General features: G+C 43.3%; 14 protein-coding genes, 4 tRNA genes and 1 riboswitch. Of the genes, 7 read left to right on the top strand and 11 right to left on the bottom strand.

The genetic code is table 11. The features are described 5' to 3' along the window. The 4 genes from ACYQ5K_RS16215 to ACYQ5K_RS16200 all read left to right on the top strand — a co-directional run. Window positions 1-754: ParB/RepB/Spo0J family partition protein (locus ACYQ5K_RS16215; RefSeq protein ID WP_459777994.1), on the top strand; the 754-nt coding region annotated here is incomplete at its 5' end. Between the two features lie 10 nt (window positions 755-764). Beyond that, complete coding sequence (locus tag ACYQ5K_RS16210) at window positions 765-1,037, top strand: hypothetical protein (protein ID WP_459777993.1); 273 nt, start codon at window positions 765-767, stop codon at window positions 1,035-1,037. Between the two features lie 89 nt (window positions 1,038-1,126). Further along, window positions 1,127-2,833: a recombinase family protein gene (locus ACYQ5K_RS16205; RefSeq protein WP_459777992.1), complete on the top strand. Its 1,707-nt coding sequence runs from the start codon at window positions 1,127-1,129 to the stop codon at window positions 2,831-2,833. Window positions 2,834-3,036: 203 nt separating this feature from the next. After that, window positions 3,037-3,651, top strand: a complete 615-nt coding sequence (locus ACYQ5K_RS16200) for a hypothetical protein (protein WP_178025127.1) — start codon at window positions 3,037-3,039, stop codon at window positions 3,649-3,651. A 71-nt stretch (window positions 3,652-3,722) separates the two neighbouring features. Then, a riboswitch (TPP riboswitch) is annotated at window positions 3,723-3,830 on the bottom strand. Window positions 3,831-3,925: 95 nt separating this feature from the next. Here ACYQ5K_RS16200 and ACYQ5K_RS16195 read toward each other — a convergent pair. The 8 genes from ACYQ5K_RS16195 to eno form a co-directional block, all read right to left on the bottom strand. Continuing rightward, entirely contained in the window at window positions 3,926-4,891 is a 966-nt protein-coding gene (locus ACYQ5K_RS16195; protein ID WP_178025129.1) for a carbohydrate kinase family protein, read from the bottom strand. Between the two features lie 329 nt (window positions 4,892-5,220). Next, window positions 5,221-6,918: a M3 family oligoendopeptidase gene (locus tag ACYQ5K_RS16190; RefSeq protein ID WP_459777990.1), complete on the bottom strand. Its 1,698-nt coding sequence runs from the start codon at window positions 6,916-6,918 to the stop codon at window positions 5,221-5,223. Window positions 6,919-7,110: 192 nt separating this feature from the next. Next, window positions 7,111-7,184: transfer RNA gene (locus ACYQ5K_RS16185), tRNA-Pro, on the bottom strand. Window positions 7,185-7,246: 62 nt separating this feature from the next. Beyond that, window positions 7,247-7,317: transfer RNA gene (locus tag ACYQ5K_RS16180), tRNA-Gln, on the bottom strand. Window positions 7,318-7,381: 64 nt separating this feature from the next. Next, a tRNA-Pro gene (locus tag ACYQ5K_RS16175) sits at window positions 7,382-7,455 on the bottom strand. 54 nt (window positions 7,456-7,509) lie between these two features. Next, window positions 7,510-7,580: transfer RNA gene (locus tag ACYQ5K_RS16170), tRNA-Gln, on the bottom strand. Between the two features lie 137 nt (window positions 7,581-7,717). Continuing rightward, window positions 7,718-8,161 carry a GNAT family N-acetyltransferase gene (locus tag ACYQ5K_RS16165; protein WP_178025744.1) on the bottom strand — a complete coding sequence of 148 codons (444 nt, stop codon included), beginning with the start codon at window positions 8,159-8,161 and terminating at the stop codon, window positions 7,718-7,720. A gap of 153 nt (window positions 8,162-8,314) precedes the next feature. Further along, on the bottom strand, window positions 8,315-9,622 hold the full coding sequence (gene eno, locus ACYQ5K_RS16160) for a phosphopyruvate hydratase (protein WP_459777988.1): 1,308 nt from the start codon (window positions 9,620-9,622) through the stop codon (window positions 8,315-8,317). A gap of 218 nt (window positions 9,623-9,840) precedes the next feature. On the opposite strand from eno, the gene ACYQ5K_RS16155 reads away from it, so the two are divergent. Together ACYQ5K_RS16155 and ACYQ5K_RS16150 are read left to right on the top strand one after the other, a co-directional pair. After that, window positions 9,841-10,683, top strand: coding sequence for a YitT family protein (locus ACYQ5K_RS16155; protein ID WP_178025742.1), 843 nt, complete (start codon window positions 9,841-9,843; stop codon window positions 10,681-10,683). Window positions 10,684-10,786: 103 nt separating this feature from the next. After that, window positions 10,787-11,500 carry a GTP pyrophosphokinase gene (locus ACYQ5K_RS16150; RefSeq protein ID WP_243259134.1) on the top strand — a complete coding sequence of 238 codons (714 nt, stop codon included), beginning with the start codon at window positions 10,787-10,789 and terminating at the stop codon, window positions 11,498-11,500. Between the two features lie 77 nt (window positions 11,501-11,577). On the opposite strand, the gene ACYQ5K_RS16145 is transcribed toward ACYQ5K_RS16150, so the two are convergent. Both ACYQ5K_RS16145 and ACYQ5K_RS16140 read right to left on the bottom strand, forming a co-directional pair. After that, window positions 11,578-12,579 (bottom strand): asparaginase, encoded by a 1,002-nt coding sequence (locus tag ACYQ5K_RS16145; RefSeq protein WP_173689126.1) that lies wholly within the window; start codon window positions 12,577-12,579, stop codon window positions 11,578-11,580. A 29-nt stretch (window positions 12,580-12,608) separates the two neighbouring features. Then, the gene (locus ACYQ5K_RS16140) at window positions 12,609-13,145 is read right to left on the bottom strand and encodes an HD domain-containing protein (protein WP_173689127.1); all 537 of its coding nucleotides are present in this window, start codon (window positions 13,143-13,145) and stop codon (window positions 12,609-12,611) included. Window positions 13,146-13,302: 157 nt separating this feature from the next. Between ACYQ5K_RS16140 and ymfI the strand changes: the two genes are divergently transcribed. Continuing rightward, complete coding sequence (ymfI, locus tag ACYQ5K_RS16135) at window positions 13,303-14,037, top strand: elongation factor P 5-aminopentanone reductase (RefSeq protein ID WP_459777986.1); 735 nt, start codon at window positions 13,303-13,305, stop codon at window positions 14,035-14,037. A gap of 3 nt (window positions 14,038-14,040) precedes the next feature. On the opposite strand, the gene ACYQ5K_RS16130 is transcribed toward ymfI, so the two are convergent. Then, entirely contained in the window at window positions 14,041-14,796 is a 756-nt protein-coding gene (locus tag ACYQ5K_RS16130; protein ID WP_459777985.1) for a hypothetical protein, read from the bottom strand. Window positions 14,797-14,928 lie beyond the last annotated feature (132 nt).

Here is a 14,928-nt window from a genome sequence, read left to right as displayed (position 1 = left end):
TCACTTCATATTATCTATCATAGTCCGACCTCTCGAAAACACCACAGATGAATATGAGATCATATCCGGTCACAGACGGGTTATGGCAAGCAGAAAGGCAGGGATCACCGAAATCCCTGCCTTAATTGTTTCCCTTGACCGTGATGCGGCGGCAATCTTGCTTGTGGACAGCAATCTGCACCGTGAGCACATTTTACCGTCTGAAAAAGCCTTTGCTTACAAGATGAAAGCAGAAGCTTTGGCACACCAAGGATGGAGGACTGATTTAACTTCGGGACAACTTGTCCCGAAGTCTGATGATAACCGCACCACCGCACAAATCGGCGCAGATACGGGCGACAGTTATAAAACTGTTCAGCGATATATCCGTCTTACCAACCTTATCCCCGAAATCCTGCAATATGTGGATGAAGGGCGCATTTCCTTTACTCCCGCCGTTGAGCTTTCCTATCTCAATGAGCAGGAGCAGTACGACCTTTTGGAGCAGATGGAACTGAACGATTGCACCCCGTCACTCTCGCAGGCTTGCCGCTTTAAGAAGATAAGCCAAGAGGACGGTTTGACTCCCGAATTGATTGCTGCCATTATGAGCGAAGAAAAAGCCAATCAGCGGGAAATGTTCAAAGTCCCAATGGAGCGTATTCGTCAATATGTCCCTAACGCCAACGCAAAGCAGGTTGAGGATTTTGTTTTGAAGGCTTGTGAGCATTACCGCAAATTCTTAATCCGTCAGCGCAACCGTGATGAAAGGTAAGGTGAGATATATGCAAAAACGAATTTTTGATCCCATTATGTTTTCCCGAAAGGGTGAAGGGCGTATTGATGAAAATATCCCTATCGACCTTTTGGAATACGTTACTCCAAGACCTGCAGAAGCACTTGATAATTCTAATTTCTGCTGTATTCCCACACAGTTAAGTGTTTCCGAAGAAATAAACGGTACGATTTACGATGTAACCGGTGTCTTTACCGGCAAGAAAGATAAGTCGTTGTTTCAGCAGTTCAAGGAACTGATACTTTCCGAGAACTTAGTATAAAACCGCATATTTGTTAAACCACGACTGAGCATTGTATAATGGGTTTGCCCATTATATGATGCTCAGCTTTCGTGAGAAAGGAGTTTATTATGGCAACGAAAGCCGAGAGCAATGAAAAAATTACAGCATTATACTGTCGTTTATCTGTTGAAGATATTAAGGACGACAATGGCAAAAAGAAACGAAATAAGGAAGATGAGTCGAACAGTATCAGCAACCAAAAGCAGATCCTTTCGGACTATGCTAAAAAGCACGGGTACACGAATACGATGTTTTTCGTGGATGACGGCATTTCGGGTACGAGCTTTGACCGTAGCGATTTTAACCGTATGCACCGAATGGTAGAGGAAGGTAAAATCGGGACGATTATCGTTAAAGACCTGTCCCGTTTTGGTCGTGAGCATATTGAAGGTGATCGCCTTGCGGAAATCGTATATCCTACGCTTGGCGTAACCTTTATATCCATTCACGAAAATATCAATACCTCTACGGGCGAAGGAATGGAAATGCTGCCATTCTACAATATATTCAACGAATGGTATGCGGCGCAAACCTCCAAGAAAATCCGTGCGGTATGGCAATCTAAGTCCGATAACGGTGAGCGTGTATCTGCAACGGTAGCCTTCGGTTACAAAAAAGCCGATGACGATTCAAAGCAATGGGTTATTGATGAGCCTGCCGCAAAGGTGGTGCGGTACATCTTTCAGCTTTGTCTTGAAGGGTTGGGTGTCACAAAAATTGCCCGCCGTTTAGAAGCAGAAAAGATTTTAACGCCAACCGCCTATTACAACAGCATTGGAAGAAAAACACGGAACAAGGTCATTGATCCTTATCGTTGGTCTGAAAACAGCGTTGAGCATATTCTTTCCAATATGCAGTACACCGGCTGTACCGTAAATTTCAAATCGAGTACCGTCAGCTTTAAGGTTCACAAAACCGTTTATAATTCTCCTGAAGATTGGGTGATCATACCAAACACGCAGGAAGCCATTATTGATATGGATACTTGGGAACGTGTGCAAGAGATAAAAAAGCACCGCCGCAGAAATACTGCGACGGGCAGAACAAGTATCTTTTCGGGGTTGGTGTATTGTGGAGATTGCGGTTCAAGGTTGTATTTCTGTGCCGCCAAGAGCGTAAAGGAGCATCAGGAGTTTTATCGCTGTTCACAGTATAAAGAAAACAGAGGTAGTTGTTCTATCCATTATATCCGCAACGTGGTACTTGAAAGAATCGTACTGAAACTCATACGGGAAGCGGCGGAATATATTACGGAGTATGAACCGATTTTCCTTTATTTGTACGGAAAACAACATCAGCTTAACAAAGCCAACAATTTCAAAGCCGCAAAGCAAGAACTTGAAAAGAACAAAAAGTGTATTGTGGCACTTGATAAATTGATTGAAGCGGCTTTTGAAAAGAACGTGCTTGGTACTCTAAGGGACGATCTGTTTGAACGAATGACCTCCAATTATGAGCAGGAGCAAAGAGAGCTGATACAAGCGGTAGCCGAATTGGAACAGCGGCTTGCTAATGCAGAGCAGGACAATATCGACCTTCGGGCATTTCTCTCCATTATCCGTAAATGTACCGACTTAAAAGAACTGACACCCGAACTCGTCAATCGGCTTATTACAAAGATTGAAATCTTTGATAGCACCAAAGACGAGAACGGCAAAAAGCACGTTCCTATTAAGGTACACTTTATCGGTGTGGGTATTCTTGAAATTCCCGACACGCAGACAATTATTGCGGCAAAAGAAGAAATCCGCAAGAATCCGCCAAGTGCGGCGTAAAAGAGAAATATGGCGTAGCCTTAATCGGCTACACCGTATCTACATACCCCGACTGTCCTTAGCCACCCCTGGCTAAGCCAAATGAGATTTTCTTATAATCCTTAACAGACATTTCCTTCTCTCTGTCGATTGAAATTTTTATACGAAACTGGTATTCTATAAGAAAAAAATCGATCATTTTCATGGTCGAAGGAGGTTAAGATATGTCCGAAATTTTAGCTTTCTCAGAATCTGCCGATTCTGATCCAAAGCTTTCTACAGAACCAGTTTCCGAATCCGGAGACATCCATACAGCCACTGATGTACCACCACAGGAAGCCCCAGCTCCGGAACCAGACTCCCCTGAAACAACTTCAAAAGATGGATCCGAAGAAATTACTCATGAATCCGCTTCTGAGGCAGAAACCATGTCATCTGAGGAAAAAAAGAATACTTACACGGATTTTTCATCGGGAGATTTCAAATATTCTGACGATTCCGAAAAAGATCCGTTTACCGGAGAAAAGAAAAGTTCCCACCACCGCATTTTCCATACGGCAAAGGAACTGAACTATCTGCGTGAAAAATACATTCTGGAAAAAATTCCGGATGACCAGCTTCTCGAATATCTGAAGCTTGAAGAAAAGCGCCACGAACTCCAGGTACAGGAACGCAACATCCGCGAAAAGCGAATTATGAATGCCTTTATGCTGACAGTGATTCTTGCAGCAATTGTTGCAGTAGTATACAGTCTGCACGAAAATCCTACGGTACTTATCAGTATTCTGTATATTGGTGGAATCCTTGCCGGGATTCATGTCTGGAACAAGAAAAAATAAAATCCCGTATAATGAAATAACCGGACAGATTTCTCACTAATCTGTCCGGTTATTTTATTACATTTTTTTCTTTACTCTGTAGCAAACATCCCTACGTTGGCATTATCCAAATCAGGTTACGGGTCGAAGCTAAACGCTTCCTCTCAGCCTGTTCTTTATGGGCTCCCCTTGTCGTCGATTCTCATTCAATTTTATAACATGCACATAATAACCTCTGCCGGACAAGATGTCAAGCAGAGGTTATTTTCTTCTCTCTTACAACAGATTCCTTTTTTTATACATTCTGGATAAAGTTCTCGATTTCTTCTCTGGTCGGCATAACCCGAAGTGCCCCTTTTCTTGTGGTGATCAGGGATGCTGCCGCATTTGCAAATGTGAGAAGCTCTTTTAAATTCTCTTCGGTCAGCTCTTCCATTCCATGCTCCAGAATATAATTCAGGGAATTGGCACAGAATGTATCACCTGCACCGGTCGTTTCGATCGTATGCTCCTGAACAAAGCCCGGAACTTCTACCCTGAGATTTTTGTAATATGCACGGCTTCCGTCTTTTCCAAGAGTAATGAGAACCAGCGGGATCTGGTATTTCTCGCGGATCAGTCTTGCTCCTTCATCGTAATCTGTTGTTCCAAAAAGGAATTCCACTTCATTATCTGAAATCTTCAGAATATCGCACTTTGAAAGACCGTATTCGATCTCAGCCTTTGCATCATCCAGTGATTTCCAGAGCGGTGGTCGGAGATTCGGATCAAAACTTACGATACATCCTGCTTCTTTTGCCACGTCGATTGCATATCTTGTTGCTTCTCTTACGCCTTCATGGGTAGAGGAAAGTGTTCCAAAGTGAAAAATCTTTGCCGAACGGATCAGCTCTTCATCCACTTCTTCTTTTTTCAGCATCATATCTGCTCCCGGATTCCGGTAAAAAGAAAAGTCTCTGTCACCGTCCGGATAGGTATGTACAAATGCAAGTGTCGTATGTACCTCTTCGTCTATTACCAGGTTCCGTGTATCGATTCCAACTTCTTCAACCGCTCTCTTCAGCTGCTCACCAAACATATCTTTTCCAACTTTTCCGATAAATGCGGTCTTTTTTCCAAGCTTTTCAAGCATGGCAAGTACATTGCACGGTGCACCTCCCGGATTGGCTTCCAGGAGTGGATTCCCCTGTGCGCTCGTTCCATTTTCTGTAAAATCAATCAGCAGTTCGCCTAATGCAGTTACGTCATAGATCTTTTCCATATTCCTCTCCTTATAATCTTCTTGAATCTAAAGATATACATTGTGAGACGAATTACACAAAAGAACCCGTTTAAATTCAGTTGTGCAAACCATTCCGATGAACCTCTTAGGGCGAAAATCGTGTTCAGCAGAGGCTTCCACGATTTTTGAGTTTCATCTCCATTGCACAAAAAATGAATTTAAACGGGTTCTTTTGTGTAATTCGTCCTTCGAGGTTATCGGTAATAGCTTTCGATCTCATAATCTTATAAGCAAATTATACCTTGTTCCCCCGACACTTGCAAGAAGAATGTGTAATCGATATCACATTTTTTACATTTCACTTACACCTAGAGCAGGTTCAGTTTTTTCAGAACGTTGTAGATAGTTCCCTCTTTAAACGGATCGCTTAGATTTCCGATTTTCAGGAGTTCGTGGTAGCCTTTGCTTCCGCCCTGGCGGCAGAGAGCGTAGTAATCTTTCCATGCACTTTCCAGGTCTTCCTGCATTTTGCCGTAGTATTCAAGTGCTCCTACACGGGATACGGCGTAATCAATATAGTAGAACGGGCACATGAAGAGATGCTGTTTCTGCATCCAGAAGCCACCCTGTTCCATGAATTCATTACCGTCATAATCTCTCCATGGAAGATAGATTTCTTCCAGTTCGTGCCATACTTTTCTTCTTTCCATTGCGTCTGTCAGATTTTCAGCGTACACACGATGCTGGAATTCGTCTACACATGCCATGTACGGCATTGCTTCCAGGGAATCCCACAAATATGCTTTTTTCTGTTTCTCTGCATTTTCGCCAAAGAACAGATGCATCCATGGCAATGTGAAATATTCCATTGCCATCGAATGGATCTCGCTGATCTCTGCGGTACTGAATGTCTGCGATAATACCGGAATATTGCGTGACGCTGTGTATGCTTCAAAGGCATGTCCTGCTTCGTGGGTAAGGACATTGACATCTGCATTGGTTCCATTAAAGTTTGCAAAAATGAACGGTGCCTTATATTCTTCCATAAAGTCGCAGTAGCCACCCTGCTGTTTTCCCTGTCTTCCTTCCAGATCAAACAGACGGTATTCCATCATAAAATCAAAGAATTCTCCTGTCTCTTTGGAAAGTTCATGATACATGGTTCTCGCCTTTTCCAGAAGTTCTTCTTCCGTTCCCTCCGGAACTGCATTTCCATCCGGATAGGTAAGACTTTCGTCATAATATTTTAATTCTTCTATGCCAAGTCTTTCTTTCTGTTCCTCATAAAGTTTCTGACAAAGCGGTACGATATGCTCCCGGATCTGCTTACGGAATATTGCTACATCCTCCGGCGTATATTCAAATCTTTCCATCTTCTGATACATCATCTCGGCATATCCATTAAATCCAAGGTTCTTTGCCATCTGCTGACGGATTCCGATCAGCTCCGTATAAAGGGAATCCAGTTCATCCGAAATCGATTTATACAGCTCTGCCCACTTTTCAAAAGCTTCTTTACGGATGCTTCTGTCGGTATCCTCCATCATCTTTAACAGACCATAGAATCCAAGCTGTTCTCCGTGAAAATCTGTAACCGGTGCCGCTGCAACCTGGAAATACTTCTGAACCAGTTTGTTCTCCTGGATCTGCAGATCGGCATTACACGGATCGGTAAGCCGGACTTTGTTCTCTGCCTGTCTGGAATAAACTTCTCCGAACTCTTTTTCAAGCTCTGTTCTGTAAGAAGACTTCAGATAACTTTCATAGAATTTTTTCATTTCTACATCAATCTGTGGCTCGATCTCGAAAATATATTCCATCTCTTTTCGATAGAATTCATCATTGGTATCCTGGCTGTTGCGGATACTTGCCATGACGCGTGTCGTATTAAAGTGGCTGTTTGCATTCAGGATTGTGACAAACGCCTGATGCGCACCTTCAAAATCTGCAGCCTCGTTAAAGTTCTTTGTTTCTTTCCGGATGGTCTGAATATACGCTTCCCCATCTGGACGTACATATTTCATCTCTGAAAATTTTTCCATCATCTTTTCCTTCTTTCCAATCATTTTCCTCTGCCCGTCAGAATCATATTCTTTTCCCCAAAAGCAGTTCTATCCCGATTTTATCACAACTCATCCTGTGATTCCATCACCTTTTCGTACAATGTTACGAAAGAATAAAAAATCTCTTCTGACACAGCCGGATTCTTCAATCCACATCTGTATCAAAAGAGATTCTTATCTTCAGACATACAAAAATCGGAGTGACAGGATTTGAACCTGCGGCCTCTACGTCCCGAACGTAGCGCTCTACCAAACTGAGCCACACTCCGATAATAAATATATTGGATATTCCAAACGGAATATCCAACTTAAATTCTTATTCAATTAAAAACTACGGATAGAGGACTCGAACCTCTACTAACAGAGTCAGAGTCTGCTGTGCTGCCATTACACCAATCCGCATCAATCATCTGTTAATATCTGTCCACCAGAATGAACAAAATATTATAAATTTTAGAAAACCAAATCGGAGTGACAGGATTTGAACCTGCGACCTCTACGTCCCGAACGTAGCGCTCTACCAAACTGAGCCACACTCCGATAACCGTACCGGACATCTTATCTGTCCGGTTAAGTCCTTATTCAATTAAGGAACTACGGATAGAGGACTCGAACCTCTACTAACAGAGTCAGAGTCTGCTGTGCTGCCATTACACCAATCCGCATCATCTGCATGTCCGCTCTGGTTCTCAACAGCGAACAAATTTATTATAGCAAATCTTTACGGAAATGCAAGCACTTTTTTACATTTTTTTAAAGAAAGTCATTTTGTGTACTTTTTCTACTTTTTTCTGACATTTTTCTAATGGAACTCTTTTATCATCTGATCATATTCCAGCCAGTCATATCCCTGCCTTTTGTACAGCTTCCAGGCTCTTTCATTTTCCTTCTCGACCTCCAGACGGAATCTTGTAACTCCTTCTTCTTTGTGTTCTTCCATATATCCGAAATACTCTCTTCCAAGTCCTTTGGAGCGATACTCTTCCAATATATACAATTCCTCCAGCCAGTATACCATTCCGCCCGCCTCCTGTGAAAAGGTCTTGGCGATCAGTCCATATCCTGCGATCTCACCTTCCCATTCCAGGATAAAAAGCTCTGCATAGGTATCGCTCTTCATACACTCTTCAAATGTTTTTTCCAGATATGAATCCGGAACCGGATGATCCACTGCTGGCATCCGGTAAAAATCATGTGCCATTTTTATGTAAAATTCTTTATCTTCCGCTTTTATCTTTCTTATCATTTTCTGGTTCTCCTTTTATTATCCTCACGAAAAGAGGTCACTCCCTGTTCGCTTAGAAAGTGATCTCTTTTCCCATTCTTATACTCTGCATGATATCATGCACTGCTTTCATTTTCAATACCTCCTGCCCGGAGGCGGAATTTTCCGGAAATCTTATGAAAATCGTACAAATGGGTTCTCATATCTGGCAATATTCCCCAGCCTCTCCTCAATCCGTAGAAGCTGATTATATTTCGCCACCCTCTCAGATCTGCACGGTGCACCGGTTTTGATCTGTCCCGTATTGAATCCCACCGCCAGATCTGCAATAAACGGATCTTCCGTCTCTCCGGAACGGTGTGATACGATTGCCTGATAACCGGCTCTTTGCGCCATCTGAATCGCATCTACCGCTTCTGTCAGTGTCCCGATCTGATTGACTTTGATCAGAATTGCATTCGCGATCTCTTTTAAAATTCCGGCGTTTAGCCGTTTTACATTGGTAACAAACAAATCATCTCCTACAAGCTGCATATCCAGTCCCAGCCTTGTTGTCAGAAGCTCCCAGCCTCCCCAGTCTTCCTCATCCAGAGGATCCTCAATGGAAAGAATCGGAAATTCTCCCGCCAGCTCTTCATAATAATCAATCATCTCTTCTGTAGATCTGGCTACCCGGTGTCCATGCATCCGGGCTTCTCCTTCGAATATATACTCTTTTCTCTCTTTATCATACAGTTCACTTGCCGCTGCATCCAGTGCAATCACAATCTGCTCTTTCGGCTTATACCCGGCCTTTTCAATTGCACGCATGATCATCCGGAGTGCTTCTTTTGTATCCGGAAGATTTGGTGCGAATCCTCCCTCATCTCCGACAGCTGTCGGATAATCGTACTGATCCAGGATCGAGCGAAGCATTTTATAAATCTCAGCACACATCTGAAGTCCCTCTTCAAAACACACTGCCCCGACAGGCATGATCATAAACTCCTGAATGTCAATGGAATTATCTGCATGTCTTCCCCCATTTAAAATATTCATCATCGGCACCGGCATCTGTTTTGCATTTACCCCTCCAAGATACTGATACAGCGGGATTTCAAGTGCATTTGCCGCTGCCCTCGCCACAGCAAGTGACACACCCAGGATTGCGTTGGCGCCAAGGTTGATCTTATTATCCGTCCCGTCAAGTTCCAGAAGCATCTGATCGATCTTTGCCTGCTCCAGTACATTCATACCCAGGATTTCCCGGATGATCCGGTCATTTACATGCTCTACCGCATGTCTGACTCCAAGTCCCTGATAACGGTGCTGCCCGTCTCTTAACTCGATCGCTTCATATTTTCCTGTCGATGCCCCGGAAGGAACCATCGCCCTTCCTGTAAAATGACTCCCTGCAAGCACCTCTACTTCTACAGTCGGGTTTCCGCGCGAGTCCAGAATTTCCCGCGCAATAATATCTGTAACCGGTATATATTGTTCCATAATCCATCCTCCTTTTTTGCCTTTTAGTATGTCCTTTCGGGCGCTGAATCATGCACGAAAATCCCCGTATTTTCGTATCATCGTATACATTGCGAAAATGCTCTAAAACGGTTGACTTCATACATTTTCGGCGTTACAATACCAACGGAAATCGGGTGATATTTTTTCAGTATTTCATCTGTTTTCTAAAACTTTATGAATCAATCGGGGAATATAAAATGAGAGAAAAAATCAAAAATTTTATTGCAATGAGCGGAGCAACTCTGCTGATCGCAGTAGGGACTTATTTTTTTAAGTTTCCAAACAACTTCACATTTGGCGGAATCACCGGTCTTGCCGTACTGATTGCCAAAACCGGACTTATTTCTGCTGCCGACTTTTCATTCGTTGCCAACATGTCACTTCTGATTCTTGGCGCATTGATTCTCGGCAAAAAATTCGTTGCAAAGACAGCCTACTGCAGCGTCCTGCTTTCTGTTGCGCTTTCTTTATTTGAACGAATCTTTCCAATGAACCAGCCATTTACCAATCAGCCTATGCTTGAGGTAATGTTTGCGATTGCACTCCCGGCACTCGGTTCTGCAATCCTCTTCAATATCGGATCTTCCAGTGGCGGTACAGATATTATTGCCATGATCCTGAAGAAATTTACAAGTGTTGACATCGGACGTGCACTGGTTTGCTCCGACGTTGCGATCACCGTTGCAGGTTTCTTTATCTTCGACGTAAAAACAGGACTTTATTCCTGTTTCGGACTGATCATCCGTTCCTTCCTTGTAGACAGCTTTATCGAAAGTCTGAACCTCTCCAAATATTTCAACGTTGTCTGCAGTAACCCGGAACCGATCTGTGATTATATCGTCCACTCACTCGGTCGAGGCGCCACAATCTGTGAAGCACACGGAGCCTTTACCGGTGAACAGAAATACATTATTTTCACAGCGCTGAACCGTCAGCAGGCAATCAAACTCCGTAACTTTATCAAGGCAAATGATCCTTCTTCCTTTATTCTGATTTCCAACACCAGCGAGATCATCGGAAAAGGATTCCATAGCATTTAAAAGATTGTTATTTTTAAGACAATTTCTGCACTCTGTATGCTATGCACCTTCCCTCAGATATGCTATAATAATATAAGCAACCAGAATAAAAAGGAGTAATCATATGGAGACACAACTTAATCTGATTCCGGCTTCTGAGCATCCGACTGCGCTGGAATCACAGTGGTTAAATGCGATTAGTCCGGCTGATTTTATCAATAATAATAAGAACTTTGATGTTCTGATGATGAAGTATCGCTGTGCGATCCGCGAGATCCAGACAAAGCTTGAAGTCCTTGATGATGAGTTTTCAGCAGTAAACAAACGCAATCCAATCTCATCTATCAAATCCCGTGTAAAAAGTCCTGCCAGCATCTATGAAAAGCTGCGCAGACGTGACTTGCCATTTACAGAAGAAAGTATTGTCAGGAATTTGGACGATGTCGCCGGAATCCGGGTGATCTGCCCGTTTATCAGTGACATTTATGCAATTGCCAACCTGATCACTTCACAGGATGACATTACCGTTCTTAAAATCAAAGACTACATAAAAACACCAAAGTCAAACGGTTATCGAAGCTATCATATGATCGTTGAGATCCCCGTTTTCTTTACAGAAGGGAAAGCTCCAATGCGCGCCGAAATCCAGATCCGCACGATCGGAATGGATTTTTGGGCAAGTGTAGATCATCAGCTTCGTTACAAAAAAACAATCGGTGCTGACAAAGACATCGAGGCTATCGAAGCTGAACTTTTGAAATGTGCACAAACTGTAAGCGAGACGGACTGCCACATGGAAGAGATCAAAGACATGATCGGCGACTTTGAAAAAATCTAACCGGATAAAATTAAATATTCAAAAAGAGGAAGGTGTTCCATTCATCCGGAACCCTTCCTCTTTTATTTGCACCTGCTTTATCCTCTCTTTGTAAAAAGAATATCGTGATTGATCTGCGTGTAGAATGCTTTCTGCATATCCTGTTCTTCTCTTCCCATCAGCCACATCAGCTTTGTGATCACTGCTTCCAGCGTCATATCATAGGCTTCGATCATATTGAAATCCTGCTTAACTTTTTTCCCGACTTCATAGACCGTCATATTACTTCCCTCATTGGCAACCTGTGTTGTCATTACGACAAATTTGCCCTTACCTGACCATTTTTCCATCTCCTGATAGAATTCCTGAACAAGCGTCTGCGGAATACCACCTACGCCAAAGCTTTCAATTACCAGGCAGTCATAGTGTTCAAACAGATAGGACAGAATATCCGGCTTCATTCCCGGAATCAGCTTTAGTACATATACACTGTCCTTCATATCATAATAAAACTTAACTGCATGGCGGCACGGGATCTCCGGAATATACCGGACCAGGATACCATCCTGAATAACTGCAAGATACGGAAAATTGATACTCGAAAATGCATTATAACTCTTTGCATGCTCTTTCTTTGCACGTGTTCCGACAATTACCTTTCCGTCAAATACAAGGTTGACACCCTGGGAATCATCATCCGCCGCATAAATAAAGCTGTCCAGCAGATTTGTCTTCGCATCTGTCACGTCCATATTGATCGGCTTCTGCGCTCCTGTAATAACAATCGGCTTGGCTGAATTCTGTATCATATAAGAAAGTGCCGCCGCTGTATATGCAAGCGTATCCGTACCGTGGCAGATTACAAACCCATCATAATATGCATAATTGTCTTCCACTGCTTTTACCATCATTTTCCAGTGTTCCGGTGTTACATTCGTGCTGTCAAGATTACACACCTGCTTTGTCTGAACCTCACATACATTTTTTACAGCCGGAATATAAGATAAAATATCCTCCGGTGTCAGTCCCGGTGCCAGTCCATCCTTTGTCTGACGGGATGCGATCGTCCCACCTGTACCTAACATCAAAATCTTCTTCATCTCTGATTGTCCTCTCTTCTACCTCATTATTATCCAAAATTTTTGTCAATCAGACTACAGTATTCTGCAAATGCTTCCGTCTCTGCAAATGCTTCCCGTAATGCTTCTCTGACACCTTTATAATACCATCCGATCGTTGCTTTGTCTTTCATCCGGAATCTGTTCCACAATTCCTCTCCACATACAGGATAATCCCGATCAATATCCCGCATATTCGACAGCTTGTCCGCAAGTCCGATCATCTGAACCTCAATTGGTGCTGTCTTAAGCCTTTCTATGGTTGCACTTTTTCTTTCCATCCAGGTCTTGGATTTATCTTCGCTTTCCTGTGATACGATTCCTGCAACTCTTGCTGAAAACATCGCTTTCAACACATTTGCATCCACACCCTCACAGTCCTCGATCGTATCATGCAGAATCGCTGCACTGATGATCTCCTCATCCTGTGTCATCGTGGATACTATCTTTCCTACTTCCATCGGATGTACAATATACGGTCTGTCGGTCCCCTTCCGATACTGACCTTCATGTACTTTGGTGGCAAAATCAATGGCTTCCTGTACCATGTTTTTCCTCCTCGCATCTGTATGACATTTTTTCAATACTTATCATAACACCAGCGTCTTTAAATCACAAGAAAATCAGTGTATAATATTGTCTGATTATGTAGAAAAAAACAACTGTAAAGTAATACTTATAAATAGCAAAAAGGAGTTTTTATAAATGAACAGAAAACAGATTCTTGTCACCGGCGCTTCCCGTGGAATCGGAAAAGCCTGCGCTATCCACTTTGCAAAAGAAGGATGGCATGTATTTTTAAACTGCCGCAAATCCATCAGTGAGTTGCAGGATACTGCTGATTTTATCACAAAGGAAACCTCCGGTTCCTGCGAAATCCTTCCAGGAGATGTAGGTGTTCCATCCGAAGTCAGACGTATCTTTGACCAGATTGAAATGTCCGGCTCCGGTCTTGACGTACTCATCAACAATGCCGGAATCGCATGGATGGGACTTCTGACGGATATGAGCGTTGAAGAATGGAACCGAATGATTTCCACAAATCTTTCTTCCGCATTTTACTGCTGCCGCGCAGCACTTCCTTACATGATCCATCAGAAAGCCGGTCGTATCATCAATATTTCTTCGATGTGGGGAACTGTCGGTGCTTCCTGTGAAGTCGCTTATTCTGCCGCCAAATCCGGTCTGAACGGTCTTACCCGCGCACTTGCAAAGGAACTTGCTCCAAGCAATATCCAGGTCAATGCGATCGCCTGTGGTGTCATTGATACCGTAATGAACGATCTTCTGGATGCGGAAGAAAAAGCTGCACTCGCAGAAGAAATCCCTGCCGGACGTTTCGGGACACCGGAAGAAGTTGCGCTTCTCGCATGGCAGCTTGCAAATGCCCCTGCCTATCTTACCGGGCAGATATTGGGCATGGACGGAGGATATATCTAACTCCTACTCCCAGATCTTGTCCCACTTCGCATAAAGTGTAATACTGGATGCCGGGTATCTTTCGGATTCCCGGTTTTCCAGAAGCTTTGTCTGCTCCGTATATTTCTCATTCAGCTCATCTTCAAGTGTCCCATACTGCTCCTGTTTTGCAAGCTCTGCCAGTTCTTTTTCCTGCACAACTCCGTCATCAGTCCACGTATACCAGCCTTCAAATCGATATCCTTCTTTCACTGCCGTTGGCATACATCCTTCACTTAACCGGAGGCTCTGCCCATACACAGTATAATCTGCCGCAAATTTTCTTTTGTTCTTTCCTTTATTCTGCCCGGCTTCAAGCTCTTCACCATTTCCCCTTGTTGCAAACAGCCTTCTTCCTCCTGCTGTTGCCGTACCGTAATTCTCGATCTTACCCCCTGCAGCGTCATAATAAATAACCGTATAAGGTGCCCAGACATATGCCGTACCAAACTTTTCTGTCTCTGGTCCTGTCCCGTTTCTGTCAAACCGGAATCCATAATGGTATTCTTTCCCCTCATAAAAATAAGTGAAAAACCCTGGTATTCCTGCCAGGATCCCAACCTCCTGATTTACCGACTTGTGAAAATCAAACCGGATCAGCTCTGCTCCATCCGGTGTCTCTCCATCATCTGCGTAAACCGATATTCCTGCACTATTGCACGCCCAGACAATCACTCCGCCAAGCATCACCGGCAGCAAATACCGACCTATCATCATCCAGATCCTTCCAATACGTCCCATACATGTCCCTCCTCATCCAAAAAGCAATAAATACCCATGTATATTTATATGCAGCCAGAATTTTATATATTCCCTCAAACAGGATCCTCCGATAGCTCCGAGCGAAAAATTGCAAAAAAATAAACTGATCAG

This window comes from Allocoprococcus similis (genome assembly GCF_054660775.1).
Note: the sequence above shows the minus strand (reverse complement) of the source record. Positions and strands in the feature narration are given on the sequence as shown.